Raw genomic sequence first — 21,614 nt, 5'->3', positions numbered from 1 at the left:
GATGCTCCAGATCCTGTTTGACGCACTCTCGCTTGGTTCGCTCTACGCGCTCGGGGCGCTTGGCATTGCCCTCATCTTCGGCGTCATGCGGCTCGTGAACTTCGCGCATGGCGACGTCATCGCCTTCTGCGTCTTCGCGCTGCTGTGGCCGTCAACAGACGCCATGGCCATCGTCTTCGCTGGCCAATTGCCGTGGTACCTGCTGGTGCCCTTCGTGCTCCTCTGCGGGGCCGGGCTGTCGGTGCTGTGCGAAATCGTCGTCTTCAGGCGGTTCCGCAAGGCCAATCCGGCAACGATGATGATCGCCTCCTTCGCGCTCGGTTTCGTAATTCGCTACTTCCTGCTCATGCTTTTCTCCAGTCGGCCGAAATCGATCTCGCTGCTGCCCGAACTATCCCAACCGGTGGAGATCCTTGGTGCCAGGCTTCCCCTCCTCCAACTCATAACGATCGTCGCCACGATGGTCATCCTGATCGGCCTGACGCTGTTCCTGCGTCAAACCCGCTTCGGCCTGGAGATGCGGGCGGCGGCCGAGAACTTTTCGATGGCTCGCATGCTGGGTGTGCGTGCAAACCGGGTCATCATGGGCGCGTTCGCCCTCTCCGGCGCGTTGGCCGCCGCCATTGCGCTGATCTTTGGCATCCAGACAGGCACGCTGGACATCCAGATGGGCGCCTCGATCATGTTGATGGCCTTCATCGCCACCGTCATTGGCGGCCTCGGCAGCCTCGGGGGGGCAGTGCTCGCCGGCTTCCTGCTGGGTGCCGCCTCGGTGATCATGCAGGTCATGCTGCCCATCGACGCCCGGCCATTCCGCGATGCCTTTGTCTATGGAGCAGTCATCCTCGTTCTCCTCTTCCGCCCGCAAGGGCTTATTGCCGCGCGCGGCACCAAGGAAAGGGTTTGATTTCATGGGTGTCGCCGCCTCCCTTGCCAACTCTACCGCTCCCGGTGCCGCGGTTGCCGAGCGAAAGCCCGCCCGCTTCGCGCTCGCCCGCCGCACAATCCTGACGCCGATCCTGCTTTCGCTGCTGCTGCTGGCCATCGCGCTGATCACGGTGATGACCGGATCGCGGCCCTTCAACCAGACGGTGATCGACGTGTTCGTCCGCGTCATCCTCGTAGTAGGGCTATATATCTTTATCGGAAATTCGGGCGTTCTCAGCTTCGGGCATATCGGCTTCACCTGCCTTGGCGCCTACGCGGCCGCGTGGCTCACCATCAATCCGATGATGAAACGCGGTTCGCTGCCGGGACTGCCCGAATGGCTGCTGGAGACCCGTTTGCCGTACTGGCAATCGGCTGTGCTGGCGGCGTTGTTCGCCGCCCTCGCCGCTCTCATTTTCGGGCGGGTGCTGATGCGGCTATCGGGCATCGCAGCATCGATCGCGACCTTCGCGATGCTCGCCATGATCAACACAATCTATTCCAACTGGGAGAGCGTGACCGGAGCGACCTCATCGGTCGTCGGCATTCCGATCGTGCGCGTGATCTGGCCGTATCTCATCGGCGCCGTGGCCGCAATCTTCATCGCCTGGGCGCACGCGATCTCCCGGTCCGGCCTGGCCCTTCGTGCTGCCCGCGACGAGCCCACCGCGGCCGCCGCTTCCGGTATCGATATTCCCAGGGAAAGACTGGTGGCGTTCGTCGTATCAGGCGCGGTGATGGGGCTGGGCGGTGCGCTCATGGCTCATTCCATCGGCGTGGTCACTCCCGACACCTTCTATCTCGGTCTCACCTTCATCACCCTTTCCATGCTCGTCGTCGGCGGCATGGGCAGCCTGTCGGGGGGGGTGGTGGGTGTCGTCCTACTCTCCGCCCTCATCCAGGCGCTGCGCTGGCTGGAGGCAGGCGTATCGCTCGGCGGGTCCACTTTCGCCCTCCCGAAAGGGGTTCAGGAAATAGCCCTCGGCGTCATCATGATCGTGATCCTCGCGCTTCGCCCATCCGGACTCATGGGCAACCGCGAGCTCACCTTACCCCGCAGCAGTCGCAACAAGTGACCGACGGCACAAGCCGACCGGAAAACAAAAAAGGAGACGTGCATGACTTACAAAATGAGAATTGTCGCAACCGCTCTGGCCTCGATTTCCATCGCATACCCGGCCCTGGCCGATGACAAAACTATCGTCATCGGCTTCGCCACTGCGGAGTCGGGCTTCATGGAAGCCTATGACAAACCTGCCCAGGAGGCGGCCTTGATCCGCATCGACGAGATCAATGCGGCTGGCGGTCTGCTTGGAAAGCAGATCAAGGTTGTCAAGGCCGACACCAAGTCCGACCGGGCCGAAGGCGCCAAAGCGGGCCTCTCCGTGCTCGACCAGGGCGCGGATCTCGTGGTCGTCTCCTGCGACTATGACTTTGGATCGCCGGCTGCGCTCGCGGCCGAGGACGCAGGCCATATCTCCTTCTTCCTGTGCGCGGAATCGGTCAAGGCCGGTATCCAGGGCGTCGGCCCGCACAGCTTCTCTGCGTCGGTGCTGGCGGCCGTGCAAGGAGCGACCATGGCCGAGTGGGCATTCAAGGACAAGGGCGCAAAGGACTTCTACCGTCTGCTCGATACCTGGACGGCCTACAACAAGGGCATCTGCGACGGCTTCGACTGGATGATGCCGAAGCTCGAAGCCCAGGGCGCGAAGCTTGTCGGTGAAGACACCTTCAAGAACGAGGACGCCTCCATCGCCGCACAGATCACCCGCATCAAGTCTCTGCCGAAGGAGCCGGATGCGATCATGCTTTGCACGATGATGCCGGGCGCTGTCTCGGCCATCAAGCAGATTCGTGCCGCGGGCATCAACTCCATGATCCTGAATGGCTCGGGCGTCGACGGTAGCTATTGGCTCTCGGCTGTGCCCGATCTGACGAACTTCTACGTCCCCGTTCAGGGATCGATCTATGGCGACGATCCCAATCCGGACGTGCTGAAGTTCAATGCCACGTACAAGGCGAAGACAGGCGCCGATCCCTCGAGCCAGTATGTCTTTCCGGGCTACGTCATGGTCGACGTCTGGGCCAAGGCGGTGGAGCGTGCGGGCACGACCGATGCCGACGCGGTCGTCGCGGAATTGGAAAAGATGAAGAATGAGCCGACGCTGTTCGGGCCTCGCACCTTCACGCCGGAACTGCATCACCAGAACCAGACGCGGTACCTGATCGTCGAGACCAAGGCCGGCAAGCCGGGTGTTGTAGGCAACTGGACGATTTCCGAGCCGGTGCCGATGGCAGCCTTGCTCAAGTAGGAGAAGATGGGCCGGATAAGCCCGGCCCTTCATATGCGAAAGACCCTGTCCCTTTGGGACGACCGGGGCCTCTCGTCCTTTGAGGATCTTGCCTTTGGACAAAAAATAAGGGCGGCCCGCTTGGACCGCCCTTGTCGCCCGATGAATTCAGATTTTCGCTACCCTCGCGCTTTGCGGTAGGAATCCTTGAGCGCTATGAGCTCCCCCGAGAAAGCGAAGATATCGCAGCCGTCGACTTCGATTTGCTGCCCCGCTGCCGTGGTGCCGACGAAGCGCCATGATGAAAGTCCGGTGTCGCCCGTCACGACGTGCCGTCCCCTGGTCCACACGGCTTTCGGGAAGGCATCGAACAGCGCTGCATAGGCGGCGCGCACGGCGTCACGCCCCATATGCTTGCGCCCTTCGGCATCGGGGCCGGCCGAGCCGTGGAAAGCGCAATTCTCCGCCATGCAGTCCATCAGCGCGCCCACGTCGCGGGCGTTCCAGGCCGCGAGGAACCGGTCGAGCACGGCGAGCCGCCTGGCCGTGAGGTCGCCGGCCTCAACGACCTCGACCTCCAGGAAGGCGAGCGGCGCATCGCCGGCATTGATGACGTTGTGAGCCACGCCTGTCCGCCGCGAATAGGGCACCCCTTGGGTGAGAGCAGCTTGTGATTGCGCGCCGTCCGGGCCTTCGAGACCGAGCTTGCCGTCCGTAAGCGGAACGATGACGTAGTCATGACCATGGATGTGCCAGCCGGTCTCGGCCCCGGTGGCAAAGCGCCATTCGGTGACCCGGAAGCGTTCGTCGTCGATATGGACGACCGGTTCGGCTTTCATGCGGGTCATTCAAGTCCCTCCTTGGCGACCGCACCGGTCAGGCGCTCAAGCGTCCGGCCCATGCGCGTCATGATTTCCTTCACATCGTCTTCTGTCGAGATCATCGGCGGACAGAGCGCGAGTTGGTCGCCGATGGCGCGGAAGATGAGGCCTTCCTCGTGGCCGATCCCTCCTGCGATAGCCCCTGCGCGCCCAACCTTGGCGAAGGGGCGTTTCGTCGCCTTGTCTGCCACCAGCTCAACGGCGCCGATGAGGCCGGTGCCCCGCGCTTCGCCGACAAGCGGATGATCGGCGAATGAGCGGATGCCGGCCTGGAACGACGTCTCAAGGCGGGCCGCGTTTCCGATCAGGTCCCGCTCCTCGAAGATAGCGAGGTTTTCGAGGCCTACTGCCGTGGCGACCGGATGACCCGACGCCGTGAAGCCGTGGCCGAAATTGCCGATCGTTGCGGTGTTGTCGGCGATCGCCTGATAGATCGCCTCCGAGAACACCACCGCGGCCAGCGGCATGTAGGAGGAGGTGATCTGCTTGGAAAGCGTCATGATATCAGGCGTGAAGCTGAATTTCTGACAGCCAAAGGGCGTGCCGAGCCGCCCGAAACCACAGATCACCTCATCTGCTATCAGAATGATATCATTTGCCCGGCAGATTTTCTCAACGCCTTCCCAGTACCCGACCGGCGGTGGCAGAACGCCGCCAGCTGCCATGAGCGGCTCTCCTATGAAGGCTGCGATGGTGTCAGCCCCTTCTTCTGCGATCACCGCTTCCAGCTCGGCGAGCAGACGCGCCGTGAAGGCGGCTTCGTCTTCGCCTTCCATGCCGAAACGATAGAAGTGCGGGCAGGTCAGGTGGCGAACGGGAATCGCCGGCAGATCGAAGTCGCGATGGTTGATCGGTAGGCCCGTCAGGCTGCCGGAGGCGACGGTGATGCCGTGATAGCCCTTGGTCCGTGCCAGGAATTTCTTCTTTTTGGGCCGGCCGAGCGCGTTGTTCATGAACCACATCATCTTGACGATGGTGTCGTTGGCTTCCGAGCCCGATGACGTGAAGAAGACACGCGTCAGGTTTTCCGGCGTCATCTCCACGAGTTTCTCCGCGAGCCGGATGGACGGCTCATGCGCCTTGGAGGAGAAGGTGTGGTAGTAAGGCAGCTTCAGCATCTGCTGATAGGCAGCGTCGGCCAACCGCTTTTCCGAAAAGCCGACGGCCACCGACCAGAGCCCGGCGAGCCCTTCGATGTATTCCTTACCGCGCTCGTCATACACACGGATGCCGTCGCCGCGGCTGATGATCAGCGGCCCGGTTTTTTCGTGCTGACGCAGGTTTGTGTAGGGGTGCATAGAGGTCGCGATGTCGGCGGCGGCGAGAGAGTTGGAAAGCGCATCCATGGAAGTCCTCAGCGGCTTGGGGAAATGGTTCGGGCAGTGAGTTCGAGATAGTCCTCGATCCCGTGCGTGGAGCTTTCACGATTCGGGAAAATGAATCATGGAAGGCCGTCGGAATGGGTGTCGATGATCCGCCGCATCAGCGCGGCGACGTCGCGCGCATTCGGCGGATCGGAGTGGATGCAGACGGTGTCGAAGTCGGCCGGGCGGATCGTGCCGTCTGTCGTGACGAGTTCGCGTCGGGTGAGCGCCCCCACCATGCGGTGCTCGGCAAGCGTCAGGTCGATGGCCGACTGTACGCGGGGGATGATCAGGCTGCCGCCGGGAGCGTAGGCAAGATCGGGAAAGAACTCGCCCACGAAGGCAACGCCGAGTTCGGCTGCTGCCGTCTCGTGACAGGTTCCCGCCATGCCGAAGAGCGGGACGCCGAACGGCTTGACCGCCGCGGCAATTGCCCGGGCAGTGTCTATGTCGCTCGCGGCCATGCCGTAAATGATGCCGTGCGGCTTGACATGGCTGAGCTGCCCGCCCTCGGCGGCCAGCATCCCTGTCAGCGCACCGATTTGGTAGAGGAAGGCGGCTGTCAGTTCCTCCGGCTGAAGTTTCATTTCGCGCCGGCCGAACCCCTCGCGATCGGGAAGGGAGGGATGCGCGCCAACCTGCTTGCCATGCGAAAGCGCGAGCCGCACGGTCTTCAGCATCGTCCATGGATCGGAGGCGTGGAAGCCGCAGGCGATGTTGGCGCAATCGATATGAGGCATGATGCCGGCATCGTCGCCGAAGCGCCAGTTGCCGTAACTTTCCCCCATGTCGCAATTCAGGGTGACCATGGTTTGCTTGCCTCAGCCCAGAATGTTTGCTGCCCAGCCGGGGCTATGTGCGGGAATTCCGGCGGCGGTTCGCGCTCGTGCAGCAGTCGAAGCACGCGCGGCGGCGTCAGCGGCAGCTGCCGCACCGGCTTGCCGATGGCGCGCGCCACCGCACAGCCGATCGCCGCGCCCACAGCCAGGATTGGGACCTCGCCCGCGCCCTTGGTGCCTAGAGGCCCCATCGACGGTGCGCCCTCGTAGAGGTCGGCGGCGACCGGAACCGCGTCCTGCGCCAGCGGCAGGCGATAGGTCTCGAAATCGTCCTGCGCGATGCGTCCGTCGGCGGTGAGCGTCACCTCCTCATGCAACGCATAGCCCAGCCCCTGCACCACACCGCCCTGTATCTGGCCCATGACCGCGCGCGGGTTGAGCGCGCGGCCGACATCCTGCACCACGCGATAGGCCAGCACCTCGACATGACCGGTGTCGGGGTCGACCGCCACCTCGGCCTCGTGAACGACGAAGACGGGAATGTCGAGCGCATCGATGAAATGCCCCATCGCGCAGCCCGCCATGGCCGGAGTGTTCCTGGCGGTAAAGGCTCCGCTTCCGGTGATCGGGCCGGTGGTGGCCTGCGCATGGGCGACGACAGCGGGGATCGACATGCCGGAACCGGGACGTCCCGTGATCTCGACACGCCCCTCCCGCAGCACCAGGTCTTCCGGTCGGGTCTGGAGCATCTCGCCGGCGGTCCGCAGCAGCTTCTCCCGCACCTCTGCACAGGCGGCGATGCTCGCAGCACCAATGGACACGGTGGTGCGCCCACCGCCAACGCCGACATCGAGACCGGCGGCATCTGTGTCGGCTTCGCGCACGATCACCTGGTCGGGAGCGAGGCCGAGCTGCCCAGCCACGATCTGCGGCAGGGATTGCACCATCGTGCCCGACCCGATCTCCACACCCGACGTGACCAGCGTTGCGCTGCCGTCAGCGTTCAAATTCACCGTCGCCGCCGAGGGTCCGACGAAAACGAACCATGTGCCGACCGTGGTCGCAATTCCATAGAGCCTGCCGTCGGCCTTCGCTTCCGATGTGCCGGTACTGGCACGCAACGCCTCCATACGATCGAGCATCGGACCCAGCACGTCGGCCTCGAAAACCTGGCCCGTGGCACCGAGATCGCCATCTCCAAGGACATTTTTCTTCCGGAACTCCATTGGGTCGAAGCCCAGCGCATCGCAGATTTCGTCGGTATGTCGCTCCAACGCGAATGTGTTGTAGACGCCGTTGCAAGCCCGGAAAGCGCCGTTGGGCGGTGTGTTGGTGTATACGGCGCGGCTGACGAGCCGCGTTGCGCCAACCCTGTAATTGCCGCCCAGCGTGTGCGCCGTCATCGTCGTCAGGAAGACCTGCTCACCGCCATACGCACCGCAGTCCATCAGCACGACCGCCTCGCGCCCGGCAATGTATCCTTCGGCGGTGACAGCGGACCGAATGCGGATTTCCGCATTCTCGCGACAGAGGCAGGTTGCCATCTCTTCCTGGCGGGTGTTTTCCAGGACCACCGTGCGCCCGGTCATCCGCGCCAGAAGTGCCGTGATCGGCTCTATGGACGCATCGAATTTCAGACCGAACCCGCCACCGACAGGGGGTACGGTGACCCGCACACGCCCGGGCGCAAGCTGCATGACCCTTCCGGTGACGTTGCGCACCGTCCAAGGCACCTGCGTCGAGGTCTGGATGTGAGCACGGCCATCCTCCCAGGAGCCGATGGCAACACGCGGTTCGAAGGGTACATGGCTCTGCCGGCCGACGGTGAAGCTGCTCTCGACGATGCGTATATCGGGACGGGCGAAGGCAGCATCGACATCGCCGCGACTGGATTTTGCCTCCCATGCAATGTTGCCGGCGCGTGCACCGCCTTCCGTGATCACCTCATAGCCGCGCCAGCCCTCGTGGACGAGACGGGCGGCGGGCTGGAGCGCTTCGGCCATGGTGAACACCGGTGCCAGCGGCTCAACCTCGAGCACGATGGCGGCAAGTGCCGCCCTCGCCTGCTTCTCCGTCTCGGCGGCGATCACGGCGATTGGCTCGCCGTGATAGCGGATCGTGTCGATGGCCAGGAGCGGATGGTCGGCAATGCCGATGCCGTAGAGTCCTGGCGCATCGGCGCCGGTCGCCACCGCGCGCACACCAGGACAGCGAAGTGCCGCCGAAACATCGAGCTTGCGGATACGCCCCGCCGGAACGGTCGACCGCAGCAGCACGGCATGCAACATGTCGGGGCGAATCCGGTCGTTGGTGTATTTCGTCCGCCCGCGCAGCTTGTCCTGTGCATCGCGGCGCGGAAGATTCATCACCGTGGCGGACAGCTCAGACATGGATGCCTCCCACCAACTGGCCGGCCTTGCGCGCTTGGTCGAGGCAGTCGGCCACGGCGTCGACGATCCGCTCATATCCCGTGCAGCGGCATATGTTGCCGACCATCGCGGCTTTGATTTCGGGACGGCTCGCATGCGGATTGTCACGCACGAAAGCCGAAAGGCTCATGACCATTCCCGGAAAACACATGCCGCATTGCACGGCATCGGCCGCCTCGAAAGCGGCCTGGAGCGGATGCAGCGGCTGGTTTCCGGAACTCAATCCCTCGATGGTCGTCACCGCGCATCCCTGGACGAGTCCAACCGGCCTCAGGCAGGACGGCACCGCTTCGTCGTCGACATGCACCGTGCACGCGCCGCAAAAGCCTTCGCGGCACACGGCTTTGGTCCCCGTCAGGAATCGTTCCTGCCGCAAGATGTCGACGAGCGGCGTCATCGGATCGCCATGAAAGCGGCAGTCCTCGCCATTCAGCTGGAATGTCACAGTCATGCCAGGCCTTCGGTCTTGAGAAGTGCAGCAACACCGCGCTTGACCAGCGGCGGAAGAACCTGGCGCCGGTACCAACCCTCCACTTCCTTGCCGTCGCGGCCCTGAAAATCATTGTGCTCCAGTGCAAGCTCGGCGGTGCGCTCCGGATCGAGGGCGGAGGCCGGGCCGGCCGCCATGGCCTGTTCGAGCGCCGTCCAGCGCCGCGCTACCGGCTCCACCGAGCCGACGGCAATGCGACATCGTTTGTCCTTGTCCACCGCGAGGGAGACGATGGCGACCGGATAGTCGCCGGCTTTCCGAAGCGGCAGGCGGATATGAGCACTTGCGACAAGATCGCGGCGCACGTGAATTCTCGTCACAATCGCTTCGGTCAGCAGCGCATGCCTGTCTTTGAGGAAATCCGAAATACCGAGGAGTTTTGGGCCTTCGACCGTCTCCAGCTCCACTGTCGCCTCACAGACGAGAAGCGCAGGGGCGAGATCGGCGGCGGCAAAGTCGAGGGCACAAAGGTTGCCGCCCACGGTGGCGATCCTTCGGATGCCGGGATTGGCCGCACCCTCCGCCGCGGCAACCAGGCCTTCGAAGCCCGCTGCACCGTGCAACGCGCGGCCAAGGACTGCATGGGTAACGGCTGCGCCGATCACGACATGGTCCGGTTCGATATCGACCTTGGACAAGGCCGGTATTCGGTGGAGTGCGACCACCGCCCCGGGAAGGTCGACCCCGCGCAGTGGATCACGCATCATCCAGGTGCCGCCGGCAAGCACCGCCGCACCTTGCCGGCGTGCGGCCATTGCCTCTTCAAGTGTGCTGGCTGCGGTGAACGATCGTTCCACGCTTGGTGCCATCTGTCATACCCCTCGGAAGCAGCCAACTTTCGCAGCACTGCAGCATTGTTGCTCCAGCTTTAGGCTCCTGTGAAATAGTAATTCTTTGAATATGGTATCGAGAAAACAGATAACTCCATGCGAGCGCCCGCAAGATTTGCGGCGCGCTCTTTAGCGCTCAGGCCCAGTGAGCGACCGTCCGCTTCTCAAAGCTCTCACGGAACTGGGCGGTGGTTTTGGGAAGGAGCTCGCCAGTCTCCCAGTCGAGGATTACGGCATAGTGCCGAACCGCATCGAGCGTATCGATCTCGCCGGAGCGGTATTTGCGCGCGACCTCCTCAGGATCCATACGTGCCCAATCCTTCCGTTTCGCCCGGATGTCGGCACGGCAGGCTTCGGTTGCCGTCTCGTCGATTTCGTACTGGCACAGGTCGCGGTCGATTTCGCGGATCACCACGCCGTAGTCAGTCTTGGCGCGCTCCAGAGAAACGTAGTCGTCGATCACGTCCTCCATCACCTTGCGGGGCTCGCGCTCCAGTGGATCGCCGAAACCGCCGCCGCCGGCCGTCGGACGAGCGAACTGGTCGCCTGTGTGGACGGAGTAATCGGAGAACACGGAGCCGAGCCAGATCTCGGTCTCTTCTCCGGCGCGCTTCATGGTCAAGCCGTGGGGCATCGACGGCAGGCCTCCTTCGACACCCCAGACGACCGCGCGCTCGCGGTCGCAAATATAGGACATGACGGCATTTTCGGCCTCAAGCAACAACGAGGTCTTCTGCACGCCGACGCCGCCCCGCCATTTGCCGGGACCGGCTGAATCCTGCTTGATCTGGAACTCGATCGTCCGAGTCGGGTTCACCCGCTCGTTGCCTTCGTTCGGTTGCGACATCAAGCCCGTTCCGAAGCAGGCAGTGGTGACATCGGCACCATCCTTGCCATTGCGCCCGCCCCAGCCGCCGGGCAGCCATTCGTAGAACATGAAGATCGGCTTTTCGGGTTTGCGCGCGTCCCGTCCCCCGGCCAGCAGATATTCGAGGTTGAAGGCGCAGGCGATAGCGCGTTCGGGCATGATCTTCGACCACATCTCGAAGATCGCGTTCATGATCTTTTCGAACGGCATCAGGAACCCGGTCACCGCCACCGGCCATTCCGCGCTGACAACGCTGTTCTTCGGCGCAGTCACCTCGATCATCCGGTAAAACCCGCTGTTGAGTGGAAGGTCCGGGAAGAAGGTCTTCATACCGGCGACCACGGCCGAGAAGGTTGCCCCAGGCGCGGAATTGTACATCGAGGCAATGGTCGAATGGCTTCCCGTAAAATCGTAGTGGATCGTGTCGCCCTTGATCGTCATCTTGATGCGGATCGGGATCATGCCTTCGCCGGCACCGAGATCCCGATCGATGTAGTCGACCGTCTCCCAAGTGCCGTCGGGCAGCTCCGCGAGACGCTTTCGCACGGCACGCTCGACGTAGTCCTGAACCTCCTCCATACCGCGCATGACCTGGCCGCGCCCGTACTTCTTGACCAGCCGCAACAGTTCGCGCTCGGCCGCCTGCGTCGCCTGCGCCTGGGAATGGATGTCGCCAATGATCGACGCCGGATCGCGCGTGTTGGCTGCGATCATGTTGGCGACGTCGGAGCAGAAGCGGCCGCGCTGGAAAAGGCGCAGCGGCGTGATCCGCAAGCCTTCGCGGAACATGTCGCGGGCGGTGACGTCGAAGGAACCCGGCACCGAGCCGCCGAGATCCGACCAGTGTCCGTTCGACTGGGAGAAGCCGATCAGTTTGTCTTCGTCGAAGATCGGCCGGACGAGCCGAACATCGCTGAAATGCGTACCGCCGGCATAGGGATCGTTGATTGCGTAGACGTCGCCGGGTGCCATATCGCCTTCGAAGACCCGGATCACCTCCTTGCACGTGTTGTGAAGTGTGCCGACATGGACCGCGATGTCGTAGTTGCCCTGGGCGACGGAGTTGCCATCGGCGTCGTGCAGGGCGTTCGAAAAGTCTCGGTTGTAGATGACGAAGGAATAGCAGGTGCGAAGCATCTGTTCGGCCATCTGGTCGACGGTGGTGATGAAGGAGTTCTTCAGCACCTCGAACGTTACCGGATCGAGGCCAGGGCTCGTTTCAATCAGCTTTGTCATGTCTCAGCCTTTCGTAACGATGATGATGTTCAGGAAGCCATCGACGGTCGCGCTCATTCCCGGCGGAACCACGGTGGTGGAATCGAACTGTTCGACAATGGCAGGCCCGGTGAAGGCAGCGCCGGCGCTGAATTGGTCACGCTCATACACGGCTGCATCATGAGATACGCCCTCGAACCAGACACTGCGGCGGCCGGCGGGCTGTGGCTCATGCGGCGAGACTTCGTGCCGCGGTATCTCGGCTTTCGGGACGATGCCGATCGCCTTGACTGCGATGCGGAAGATCGACACCGGCGCCTCTTCGCGGCGGTAGTTGAACTCGCGTTCGTGCTCGTTGTGGAACGCCTCGATCAGCGAGCAGATGCTCTCGATCTGCGCCGGCGCCGACACGGCAAGCGAGCGCCACTGGCCCTGGTACATCATCTCGACCGTGCGCTGCAGCGCCATGTCTTCCTGCGCCACGCCCTCATGGGCCAGACGCTCAACGGCCTGTTTTTCCATTTGAACAAAGGCTGTCTGCATCTCGGCAGGCGAGACAGTCGAAGCATCGGCCATGAAGCTTTCGGAGAAATCGTGCTGCACGTCGACGAGAAGGCAGCCGAGCGCGGAGGTGACGCCCGGATTGGGCGGCACAATCACGGTTGGAATCGAAAGTTCCTTCGCCACGGCCGCTCCGTGCAATGCGCCTGCACCGCCGAATGCGACGAGTGCAAAGTCGCGCGGGTCATAGCCTCGGCTGATGGAGAGAAGCCGGACGGCATTGCCCATATTGGCGTTGGCGACGGCGATGATCGCCTCGGCCGCCTGGTGGAGTTCCATGCCGAAGGGTGCCGCCACTGTCTCCTGCACCGCCTGGGCGGCCAAGGCGGGGTCGAGCGTAATCTTGCCGCCCGCAAGGCTGGTGCCGAGACGGCCGAGCACGACATTGGCATCGGTGTTGGTGGCGGTGCGGTTGCCATTCTTGTAGCAGGCCGGGCCTGGAAAGGCGCCGGCGGACTGCGGTCCGTTGCGCAAGCTGCCGCCTTCGTCCTGCCATGCCAACGACCCGCCACCCGCACCGATGGTCAGCACCTCGATGGAGGGGAAGCGGATCGGATATCCGAATTCGATGTACCAGTCTTTCGTGATGCGCGACTCCCCGTTCCATGCGAGCGAGACGTCGGTGCTGGTGCCGCCCATATCGAAGCCGATCGAGTTCGGGAAGCCACAGAGATTTCCGATGAAACGGCTTGCAATCGCACCGGCAGCGATGCCCGATCCTGCGAGCCGGGCTGAAAAATCCTTGACGCTCGCGGGTGTCATGACCCCGCCACCGCTGTGCAGCAACAGGAGATCTCGCTTGTATCCGGCGGCGGCAAGCTTTTCTCCGAGACGCGACACGTAGTCGACGACGACCGGCGCGCAGACCGCGTTTGCCATGGTGGTGGAAAAACGTTCGTGCTCGAAGATTTCCGGCATGACCTCCGACGAAATCGAGACCGGCAGATCCGGCATGGCCTCTTTCAGGATCTCACGCATGCGGCGCTCGTTGGCGCCGTTGACATAGGAGTTCATGAAGCAGACGGCGATGGACTTGACCTGTCGTTTCTTGAGAATGTCCGCGACGCGGCGCGCAGCCTCTTCGTCCAGCGCTTCCAGGATCGTGCCCTCGGCACTGACCCGTTCCCGGACGGTCAGCCGATCGCGGCGCGGGATATAGGGCTTGGCGACATCCTTGTAGGTGTCCCAGAGGTCTTCCTTGTTGGCGCGACGGATCTCGACAACGTCGCGGAAACCCTCGGTGCAGACCATTGCGGTGCGTGGCAGGCGGCGGGTGATCAACGCATTGGTGGCGACCGTCGTACCGTGAGAGAACATCGTCACCTGGGAAAGATCGATGCGGCCCTGCTCCACGCCATTCATGATGGCCTGCATGGGATCGTCAGGCGTGGAGGCTGTCTTTTCGATGCGGATCGCGCCGCTGTCTTCGTCCATGATGCAGATGTCGGTGAAGGTTCCTCCGACGTCGACGGCAACTCTTATTCGGCTCATGACAGCTCCTTCGCAGGGTCTTTGCGGGCAAGGCCCGGCTTTCGCCGCCCCCTTGCCGGGTGACGTCGCAATACATCGTGGAATTGGCCCGGATTTCGTCGGGTCTAAAGCGCGTCGCGTTTGAACGGATTCAGGCGACGCGCTTTAGGTCTTTGTTTTTATGCATGTCGTTCTCCCAAAACCGGGGCCACTTTTGGGCGACATGCACTAGTGCCGCTCTCTCGAGGTCGAAGCGCGGCCTGCCCGGTTCGCTGCTTCGCGACGGGTATCGGTCGGTGCGCAGCCGAACCGCGTCCGGTAGTGCTTGCAGAACTGAGACTGGTCAGCGAAGCCCCAGCGGTAAGCGATCTCGGCAACGCTGCTGATGTTGGTCACCGACATCAGCTCCTCGGCGCAAAGTTCAAGCCGGGCGTCGCGGATGAAGCCGTTGATCGACTGGTTGCTGTCCTGAAAAAGAACCTGCAGGTAACGCAGGGAGATACCGCAGGCATCGGCAACCGCCTGCGGGCCGAGGCCGGAATTCTTCAGGTTGTCGCGAATATACTGCTCGGCGCGATGCAAATGGCCGGCCCGGATCGACGAGATGCTGCTGTCCAGCACGCGATCGTCGCTCACGATCGACAGGCACAGCATTTCCAGGATGTGCCTGCCCATCATCTCACGAGCGACTTCAGTGATCTCATCGAGATGGCCGATCGTGGTTCGCACCGTGTCGAGGAAGAGCGCGGCGATGCCTTGGGTCGCGTCGAAACTGAGGGCACTGAGCCGTTCGGCGGATCCGATCCGTGCCCGAACGCTCGATGACGGCACCTTCAGGACCCACAGCGCGTTTGGCTTGCCGTGCCAGAATTCGTAAGGCGCATCTCCCCTCTCAACGAGGAAGCCCCCCGGACCGCAATTGACGGTCCTCGACCCTTGCGAGAAATTCACCTCCGACATCTCCGGGATGGTGATGAGCAGGCTGGCGTCACGCTCGTTGAGGAAGTGGCGGCGATGGCGGCGATAGCTTACGGCATCGCAGTGCATTTTAGACACGCTGACGAGCCCGAGAGAGAAGGTTTCCAGCGTGCCTGAAAATTCACGACGGTTCCGATACTCGGTGTCGAGCGGAAAATAGGCTTCGGTAACAGCGGCTTGCCAGGCATCACCGCCTGCGGGACCGCCGATCGAATCGACGACGTATTTCATTCCCCGACCTTTCTGGTTGGCCCCGGTTAGCCCGGTGTTTTTCTGAAGATTACAGGAATCCGCCCGCGCGTATTGGTCAAAAACGAATAAACTTATGTGGTCGTTGGCAGTTGGCTCGCTTTCCCATGCCGGAACGGGGTTCGATTTCCTTAGTGCATGTCGCCCAAAAGTGACCTCGGTTTTGGGAGAACGACATGCATAAAAACAAAGACCTAAAGCGCGTCGCCTGAATCCGTTCAAACGCGACGCGCTTTAGCCTGTTGCTGTCGATCGAACAGCCGCTAATACTTGCTTGCAAGCGCGCAGTTTCGCGGGCGTGCACGCAATTTATCGAAGCGGCATCGCCACCGGCCGCATCGGCGTTCCCGTGGCGCCGCGCAGCTTGATGCAGGCACCGAAAAAGGCAAACTCATAGACCTTTTCCGCCGCCAGTTCCTCCAGCTGGGCCATTTCCAAGATGGGAACGCCGGCTTCGGCCAGAAGATAGGTGTGAACGGGGAAGAAATTCTCCTGATGTGCCGAAGGTGTCTGTTCCAGTGTCAGATTGTCGGCGCCGATCATGATCACGCCGTGCTTGGCGAGATATTCGGCGCCTTCGCGATTGAGCCCGGGCGTGTTGCTGGCGAACGCCTTGTCGGGCCATAGCAGCATTTGACCCGTGCGAAGCAGGACGACATCACCAGGCCTGATCGACAGGCCCTGCTTCTTCAGGCAACCCTCGATATCGGCCTTGCCGATCGGATGGCTTGGCGGCAACGTATCGACGCCGTGCAGAGCCGCGACATCCAGCAGAATGCCGCGCGCAAAAATCGGCGGATATTTTTCCGGTCCGCATTTTTGCCAGGCGCGGCTGCCGAGATGGTCGCGCGCGGTAAAGCCGTTGAATATCTCGCCATTGTAGCCGAAATGATTGAAGGTATCGATGTGGGTCCCACAATGGGTGTACATCGATATCGCATCGCCGGAATAACCGACGAGCTTGTTGGCTTCGGGGGTGACGCCCATCGCGTTGGCAACGATCTCACCCTGCGGCGTGTGCGTCATCCAGATCTGATAGGGTTGATCGCCGGCACCGAACCAGCCGGGCATGCCGATGAAATGATCCACTGACAGATCGAAAACCTTGGATGGATCGGTGCGGCTCATGATGGCCGAGCGGGACTTGGCATCGATGAGGTTCAGCATGCCGATCTCGTCGTCGCTGCCGTAAGGGCTCTTGGTGACCTTATGGAATTCGGCATTGTAGGCAATGATCTTGCTCTTCATTGCCTCGTCGACGTAACACGCCATGCACATTGCTGTTCTCCTTGTTCTTCGATTGGGAAACCCGACCAAAGGCTTCCATATTCATCTGGGCGGCAGCGCTATTGGCCGCGAATGACCGCTTCGGCACAAAGTGCTGCCGACAGCAGCTGCTCGTCGCGCGCCGGCAGCGCCGACAGCAGGAAGCCGACAGGCATGCCGGCCTCGCCCGTGCCGCAAGGTATGGAAACGCCGCACCAGTCGAGGAAATTGCCGAGCAGCGTATTGCGCAAAGTGCGCATGTTGGTTTTGACGAACAGGTCGTCATCGGTTTTCAACGGCTCGATGGGCGGGGCCACATGGACGACGGTTGGAAAGGCGATCAGCGCCCCGGCGTCCACAAGTCCAGCGACCTCCCCGATCAGCCGGGTGCGCGCATTGATGATCGTGAGATAGTCGACAAGCGTAATCTTGGCGCCGAGCCGCGTCCGTGTCACCACGCGCGGATCCATGTCGGCGGCCTCCGGGCCGGAAAGCCGGCTCTGATGCAGGGCATAGGCTTCCGCCGTCACCAGCGCGCCATGCCGCGCGGTCAGATCCAGAATCTCGTTGAAGGCGGGGATGGCAAACCGCACGATCTTGACGCCTGCCTTGGCAAGGCGTGTGATTGCCGCCTCGAAAGCGTCCGACACGCCGGGCTGGACATCGTCGAACACCACGTTCTGCGGGATCACGATGGTCAGGCCCTGGAGGGAGCCGCGACCTATCGAGGGTGCCGACAAGCTGCGCATGGCGGCATCGATCCAGACCGCATCCTGCACCGTGCGGCAGAGCGGCCCCAGCGCATCGAGGCTCTGCGCCAGCGGAAAGACGCCGCGCATCGAATAGCGCCCGCGGGTGGCCTTGTATCCGACAATCCCGTTGAAGGCGGCAGGGATGCGCACGGAGCCGCCAGTGTCGGTTCCGATCGAGACCGGAACCAGACCGGCCGCGACAGCAACGCCAGAGCCCGACGAGGAGCCACCCGGAATACGCGGCACATCCGTACTTCTGGGGTTCTTCGGTGTGCCGTAGTGGGGATTGATACCGAGCCCGGAAAATGCAAACTCGCTCATATTGACGCGGCCGGTGGCAACCATGCCGGCCGCCTTCAAATGCGAGACAACATCGGCATCCTCGAGTGCCGGCGCGTCATGGGCAAGAACCTTGGAGCCCGCCGTCGTTGCCAGGCCGGTGATGTCGAACAGGTCCTTCCAGGCAACCGGAATGCCATCGAGAAGGCCAAGTGAGCGGCCATCCCTGATCCGGCGTGAGGCAGCACCCGCCTCGCTCATTGCCCGGTCGCGTAACAGGCTGATGAAAACGGCCGGATCGGCATGGGCGGCAATTGCGTCGAACGTCGCCTCGGCGACCTCGACCGGGTCAACCGAACCGGACTGGATCACCACCGAGAGTTGGGCAACAGACAGGGAATTCAGTTTTTTTGTGATGGCTATGCTTCCTTTTCCGAGGCGTTCTCAGGCCGCGACAAATTGCATCCAGCGGCGCACGAGATAATTGTGTTCATCCATGGTGGTGTTCCAGACGGCAATGGAATTGGCACGTTGCCAGTAAGAGCCGCCGCTTCTGACCGTTCCCGCCTTGACCCGAAGCAATCCATCCGGCCCCGGAAGGTCGTTCGCCGCCGGCAATCCCTGGTACCAGTAGTCCCATTCGGCAGGCGTCATGTGCGCCCGGGACCGTTCGGGCGTCGACATGTAATAGCCCTGGCGCGCAACCACGGCGCCTGGCCATCCCGACAGCCACCAGTTCAGATACTCGTAAGCCGCGTCCAGCATGCGTCCGTTCAGCCGCTTGGACAGGCATAGCCCGCCGTGCCACGCGCGGTAGCCCTCCACCGGATTTGCCAGCTCCACGGGAACGCCGCGCAGGTCCAGCTTGCTGATGCCGAGCGACCACATGCTTTCGATGACGGCGTCACCGCAGGTCATCAGATCGGCGGCATCTTCGGCGGACCTCCAGAACCCTTTGAAGAATCCGGATTTCTTGCGCGCCTCCAGAATATCCATCAGTCTGTCGATTTCCTCGACCGACATGTTGCCGAGATTTTTGAAGGTCATCAGGCCCGCCGCCTGGGCTGCGAGCGCCGCGTCGAAAATGCCGATCGCCGGCTCGTTGACCAGCGCCGCATGCCCGTGAAATTCCTCGTCCAGCAGCGCTGCCCACGAGGTCATCCGCGCAGAGTTTTTGTTTATGACCTCGGGACTGTAGGCAAAGCTGTCGAAATTGTGGGTCGTCGGCAGCATGGAAATCCAGCGCGACGGTTTTTCGTCCAGGGCAAGGTTCGGTTGTACGAAAAGCTTGGTGACCGGCGCATCGCCCTGGCCGATCCGCGCGTTCGGACCGATGCGCCCCGTCTTGGTCAGATCGGTGATTTCATCCCAGAGGCCGATCCGATCGATATCGATCGGCTGCACCGCCCGCCAGTACCAGACGATATCGAGATTGTGAAAACACTGGTCGTAAATATCATAGGTGTCCGGTTCCAGCGCCGCCTTGTGCTGCGCCGTCATGAAATCCTGGTTGTCGAATTCGATATCCATGCCGAGATCGCGCTCGGCGCCGAGTCGTAGCTCCTCCAGCAGGGAAATTGCGGTGCCGAGAATGCGAAGCTTCGGCCGACCCTGCGTGTGAACTGCAGGCGACGACAGTGTCGATGGCTTGTTGTGCTTGTTCATGTCCTCTACGCGGTCTCGGTGATCTTCACTGCAGGCTGTGGCAGCCCGAGCCGGTTGAAGGCAGAAAAAGAGCGTCGGATCAAATCGGCATCCAGTCCGTCAACAATGAAAACGATGCGGGAACGGCGATCATCCGATGGCCAGCCCGTCATGTGAACAGGGGTATGGACGAGATGCTGGACGCCGTGAATGGCGACGGGGTTGTCCTCTCCCTCGATATTGAGAATGCCCTTGACCCGCAGAACCTTGTCGCCGTGCCGGTTGAGCAGCATGGTCAACCACAGTCCGAAGGCGGTCCAGTCGATACGAGCGTCGATGATCATGACGAAGGAATGCACCGGCTTTTGATGGGCGCTGCCCGCTTCGCCAATGGCGGACACCGGCTCCTCGCAATAAAAGCCACCCTTTGAGGGCGCGCCCTCACCCGAACCCGATGCTCCGCTCAGCAGACGATCGACATCGAAGTGATCGCCTTGCGCGTCGACAAAGGGGGCGTCCGGATTGATCCGGCGCACGCGCTGCATCAGCCGGGCGATCGCCGGCTCATCGGTCAGATCGGTCTTGGTCAACACGATCGCATCGGCGATTGCCGCTTGCCGCACCGATTCGCCATGGCTTTCGAGCTGGACCAGGCCATTCACCGCATCGAGGGTGGTGATCACATTTGCCGCCTTGAAATGATGGCGCAGTACAGGATCGGATTTGAGAGTAGACAGAACCGGGAACGGATCGGCAAGCCCGGTGCTTTCCATGATCAGCCGCCGGAAGGGCGGGACGATGCCGCGCTCGCGCTTTGACTGCAGATCGCGCATCGCCTGCGCCAGTTCGCCCCGGATGGTGCAGCACACGCAGCCCGATTGCAGCAGCACCATGGTGTCATCGATCCGCTCCAGCAGATGATGGTCGAGGCCGACTTCGCCGAACTCGTTGATCAGCACCGCCGTATCGGAGAGCGCCGGATCCTGCAGCAGACGGCGCAGAAGCGTGGTCTTGCCGGAGCCCAGAAACCCGGTCAGCAGGTTGACCGGCGTGAAGTCGGGGAAAGCATCAGGCATCGCCGCCGCCCTCCAGCTTCTCGATCAGCGAATGGGACAGTGGATCGCAGACGCGGCCGGATATCTTTTCCGCCAGCGGCCACAGATGTCCAAGATCCTCGACCATCTCCGTCTTGCCCGTGCTGGTCGACAGAAGGAACGAACTGCCCTGCCAGTCCGACAGGGACATGCCGAACTCGGTGAGAATACGGCCAGCGATACGGACGCGCTTCGCCCGCTCCCGGCGGCGGTCGACACGCTCGGCGTTGCGTGTAAACACGCCCGGACGCGCCACCGCATCGGCCCAGTGCTCATTGCTTCCCAGAATTCCGCACAGCGAACACATGACAACGACCTCATGACGGACAAAGCGCCGGCATTATCGACCTTATTTCCGACGCGGAAAGCGCTTGGCGAAATCATCGGCGATCTCGTTCATCGTAACGAATTTGACGCCGGGATGACTGCTGATATGGGCGTAGAGCCGTTCCAGCATCATCAGAACCTGTGGCCTGCCGGCGACATCGGGATGGATGGTGATCGGGAAGACCGCGTAGTCCATCTCCCGGTAGACCCAGTCGAACTGAGCCTTCCACATGTCCTCGATATCGCGCGGATTGACGAAGCCGTGACTGTTGGGTGACTTCTTGATGAACATCATCGGCGGCAGATCGTCGAGATACCAGGATGCCGGGATTTCGATCAGGTCCGTTTCGTGGCCGCGCTTCAGCGGCACCATCCAGTCGGCGGGCTTTTTGGAATAGTCGATCTTGGTCCAGCTGTCGCCGACACGCACGTAATACGGTGTGAAATCATTGTGCATCAGCGAGTGGTCGTACTTGATGCCGCGTTCCAGCAGCAATTCGTTGGTGACGGTCGAAAACTCCCACCATGGCGCCACATAGCCGGTCGGGCGCTTGCCGGACAGTTTCGTCACCAGCTCGATGCACTTGTCGAGAACCTCGACCTCCTGTTCGCGCGTCATCGCGATCGGGTTTTCGTGGGTGTAGCCATGAATACCGATTTCATGGCCCGCGTCCGCCACCGCCTGCATCTGCTCCGGAAACGTCTCGATCGAGTGACCGGGAATGAACCATGTGGTCTTGATGCCGAACCGTTCGAACAGTTTCAAAAGGCGCATGCTGCCGACTTCGCCGGCAAACAGGCCGCGTGAAATATCGTCCGGCGAATCCTCGCCGCCATAAGACCCGAGCCATCCGGCCACGGCATCGACATCGACGCCAAAGCTGCACAGAATTTCCTTTGCCATGTCATTTTCTCCTTGG

18 protein-coding genes are annotated in these 21,614 nt (G+C 62.1%); 3 read left to right on the top strand and 15 right to left on the bottom strand.

The features are described 5' to 3' along the window. The first annotated feature begins 1 nt into the window (after position 1). From FCU66_RS11100 to FCU66_RS11090, 3 genes are read left to right on the top strand one after another with little or no spacing between them, the layout of a single operon-like run. Positions 2-907: a branched-chain amino acid ABC transporter permease gene (locus FCU66_RS11100; RefSeq protein ID WP_136619251.1), complete on the top strand. Its 906-nt coding sequence runs from the start codon at positions 2-4 to the stop codon at positions 905-907. A 4-nt stretch (positions 908-911) separates the two neighbouring features. Continuing rightward, complete coding sequence (locus tag FCU66_RS11095; RefSeq protein WP_136619250.1) at positions 912-2,003, top strand: branched-chain amino acid ABC transporter permease; 1,092 nt, start codon at positions 912-914, stop codon at positions 2,001-2,003. Between the two features lie 42 nt (positions 2,004-2,045). After that, complete coding sequence (locus FCU66_RS11090) at positions 2,046-3,239, top strand: ABC transporter substrate-binding protein (protein WP_136619249.1); 1,194 nt, start codon at positions 2,046-2,048, stop codon at positions 3,237-3,239. Between the two features lie 158 nt (positions 3,240-3,397). On the opposite strand, the gene FCU66_RS42525 is transcribed toward FCU66_RS11090, so the two are convergent. The 15 genes from FCU66_RS42525 to FCU66_RS11005 form a co-directional block, all read right to left on the bottom strand. Then, entirely contained in the window at positions 3,398-4,066 is a 669-nt protein-coding gene (locus tag FCU66_RS42525) for a nuclear transport factor 2 family protein (protein WP_136619248.1), read from the bottom strand. Continuing rightward, positions 4,063-5,445, bottom strand: coding sequence for an aspartate aminotransferase family protein (locus FCU66_RS11080; protein ID WP_136619247.1), 1,383 nt, complete (start codon positions 5,443-5,445; stop codon positions 4,063-4,065). Before FCU66_RS11080 ends, FCU66_RS42525 begins: the two co-directional genes overlap by 4 nt. A 95-nt stretch (positions 5,446-5,540) precedes the next feature. Further along, positions 5,541-6,272 carry a LamB/YcsF family protein gene (locus tag FCU66_RS11075; protein ID WP_136619246.1) on the bottom strand — a complete coding sequence of 244 codons (732 nt, stop codon included), beginning with the start codon at positions 6,270-6,272 and terminating at the stop codon, positions 5,541-5,543. Further along, the gene (locus FCU66_RS11070) at positions 6,260-8,632 is read right to left on the bottom strand and encodes a xanthine dehydrogenase family protein molybdopterin-binding subunit (protein ID WP_136619245.1); all 2,373 of its coding nucleotides are present in this window, start codon (positions 8,630-8,632) and stop codon (positions 6,260-6,262) included. Before FCU66_RS11070 ends, FCU66_RS11075 begins: the two co-directional genes overlap by 13 nt. After that, on the bottom strand, positions 8,625-9,122 hold the full coding sequence (locus FCU66_RS11065; protein ID WP_136619244.1) for a (2Fe-2S)-binding protein: 498 nt from the start codon (positions 9,120-9,122) through the stop codon (positions 8,625-8,627). The genes FCU66_RS11070 and FCU66_RS11065 overlap by 8 nt, the downstream gene beginning before the upstream one ends. Next, entirely contained in the window at positions 9,119-9,970 is an 852-nt protein-coding gene (locus FCU66_RS11060) for an FAD binding domain-containing protein (RefSeq protein WP_136619243.1), read from the bottom strand. Before FCU66_RS11060 ends, FCU66_RS11065 begins: the two co-directional genes overlap by 4 nt. Before the next feature lie 157 nt (positions 9,971-10,127). Beyond that, positions 10,128-12,095 carry a hydantoinase B/oxoprolinase family protein gene (locus FCU66_RS11055; RefSeq protein ID WP_136619242.1) on the bottom strand — a complete coding sequence of 656 codons (1,968 nt, stop codon included), beginning with the start codon at positions 12,093-12,095 and terminating at the stop codon, positions 10,128-10,130. Positions 12,096-12,098: 3 nt separating this feature from the next. Further along, complete coding sequence (locus FCU66_RS11050; protein WP_136619241.1) at positions 12,099-14,126, bottom strand: hydantoinase/oxoprolinase family protein; 2,028 nt, start codon at positions 14,124-14,126, stop codon at positions 12,099-12,101. A 207-nt stretch (positions 14,127-14,333) separates the two neighbouring features. Then, the gene (locus FCU66_RS11040; protein ID WP_246093856.1) at positions 14,334-15,554 is read right to left on the bottom strand and encodes an AraC-like ligand-binding domain-containing protein; all 1,221 of its coding nucleotides are present in this window, start codon (positions 15,552-15,554) and stop codon (positions 14,334-14,336) included. Between the two features lie 87 nt (positions 15,555-15,641). After that, positions 15,642-16,610: a cyclase family protein gene (locus tag FCU66_RS11030; protein WP_136619239.1), complete on the bottom strand. Its 969-nt coding sequence runs from the start codon at positions 16,608-16,610 to the stop codon at positions 15,642-15,644. Positions 16,611-16,678: 68 nt separating this feature from the next. Next, positions 16,679-18,046: an amidase gene (locus tag FCU66_RS11025; RefSeq protein ID WP_136619238.1), complete on the bottom strand. Its 1,368-nt coding sequence runs from the start codon at positions 18,044-18,046 to the stop codon at positions 16,679-16,681. A 27-nt stretch (positions 18,047-18,073) separates the two neighbouring features. Beyond that, positions 18,074-19,294, bottom strand: a complete 1,221-nt coding sequence (locus tag FCU66_RS11020; protein ID WP_136619237.1) for an ABC transporter substrate-binding protein — start codon at positions 19,292-19,294, stop codon at positions 18,074-18,076. A 5-nt stretch (positions 19,295-19,299) separates the two neighbouring features. Further along, the gene (locus tag FCU66_RS11015) at positions 19,300-20,349 is read right to left on the bottom strand and encodes a CobW family GTP-binding protein (RefSeq protein WP_136619236.1); all 1,050 of its coding nucleotides are present in this window, start codon (positions 20,347-20,349) and stop codon (positions 19,300-19,302) included. Then, entirely contained in the window at positions 20,342-20,674 is a 333-nt protein-coding gene (locus FCU66_RS11010; protein ID WP_136619235.1) for a hypothetical protein, read from the bottom strand. The genes FCU66_RS11015 and FCU66_RS11010 overlap by 8 nt, the downstream gene beginning before the upstream one ends. A 42-nt stretch (positions 20,675-20,716) precedes the next feature. After that, complete coding sequence (locus FCU66_RS11005; RefSeq protein WP_136619234.1) at positions 20,717-21,598, bottom strand: polysaccharide deacetylase family protein; 882 nt, start codon at positions 21,596-21,598, stop codon at positions 20,717-20,719. Between the last annotated feature and the right edge of the window lie 16 nt (positions 21,599-21,614).

The sequence above is a fragment of the Mesorhizobium norvegicum genome, assembly GCF_004919685.1.
In the GTDB taxonomy this organism is placed as follows: Bacteria; Pseudomonadota; Alphaproteobacteria; order Rhizobiales; family Rhizobiaceae; genus Mesorhizobium; species Mesorhizobium norvegicum.
This window is presented reverse-complemented; position numbering and strand designations above follow the sequence as displayed.

What these genes read in the sequence shown, in the direction of transcription:
- FCU66_RS11100 (WP_136619251.1), top strand. Translation starts at nt 2, where the DNA reads ATGCTCCAGATCCTGTTTGACGCACTCTCGCTTGGTTCGCTCTACGCG.
- FCU66_RS11095 (WP_136619250.1), top strand. Translation starts at nt 912, where the DNA reads ATGGGTGTCGCCGCCTCCCTTGCCAACTCTACCGCTCCCGGTGCCGCG.
- FCU66_RS11090 (WP_136619249.1), top strand. Translation starts at nt 2,046, where the DNA reads ATGACTTACAAAATGAGAATTGTCGCAACCGCTCTGGCCTCGATTTCC.
- FCU66_RS42525 (WP_136619248.1), bottom strand. Translation starts at nt 4,066, where the DNA reads ATGACCCGCATGAAAGCCGAACCGGTCGTCCATATCGACGACGAACGC.
- FCU66_RS11080 (WP_136619247.1), bottom strand. Translation starts at nt 5,445, where the DNA reads ATGGATGCGCTTTCCAACTCTCTCGCCGCCGCCGACATCGCGACCTCT.
- FCU66_RS11075 (WP_136619246.1), bottom strand. Translation starts at nt 6,272, where the DNA reads ATGGTCACCCTGAATTGCGACATGGGGGAAAGTTACGGCAACTGGCGC.
- FCU66_RS11070 (WP_136619245.1), bottom strand. Translation starts at nt 8,632, where the DNA reads ATGTCTGAGCTGTCCGCCACGGTGATGAATCTTCCGCGCCGCGATGCA.
- FCU66_RS11065 (WP_136619244.1), bottom strand. Translation starts at nt 9,122, where the DNA reads ATGACTGTGACATTCCAGCTGAATGGCGAGGACTGCCGCTTTCATGGC.
- FCU66_RS11060 (WP_136619243.1), bottom strand. Translation starts at nt 9,970, where the DNA reads ATGGCACCAAGCGTGGAACGATCGTTCACCGCAGCCAGCACACTTGAA.
- FCU66_RS11055 (WP_136619242.1), bottom strand. Translation starts at nt 12,095, where the DNA reads ATGACAAAGCTGATTGAAACGAGCCCTGGCCTCGATCCGGTAACGTTC.
- FCU66_RS11050 (WP_136619241.1), bottom strand. Translation starts at nt 14,126, where the DNA reads ATGAGCCGAATAAGAGTTGCCGTCGACGTCGGAGGAACCTTCACCGAC.
- FCU66_RS11030 (WP_136619239.1), bottom strand. Translation starts at nt 16,610, where the DNA reads ATGTGCATGGCGTGTTACGTCGACGAGGCAATGAAGAGCAAGATCATT.
- FCU66_RS11020 (WP_136619237.1), bottom strand. Translation starts at nt 19,294, where the DNA reads ATGAACAAGCACAACAAGCCATCGACACTGTCGTCGCCTGCAGTTCAC.
- FCU66_RS11015 (WP_136619236.1), bottom strand. Translation starts at nt 20,349, where the DNA reads ATGCCTGATGCTTTCCCCGACTTCACGCCGGTCAACCTGCTGACCGGG.
- FCU66_RS11010 (WP_136619235.1), bottom strand. Translation starts at nt 20,674, where the DNA reads ATGTGTTCGCTGTGCGGAATTCTGGGAAGCAATGAGCACTGGGCCGAT.
- FCU66_RS11005 (WP_136619234.1), bottom strand. Translation starts at nt 21,598, where the DNA reads ATGGCAAAGGAAATTCTGTGCAGCTTTGGCGTCGATGTCGATGCCGTG.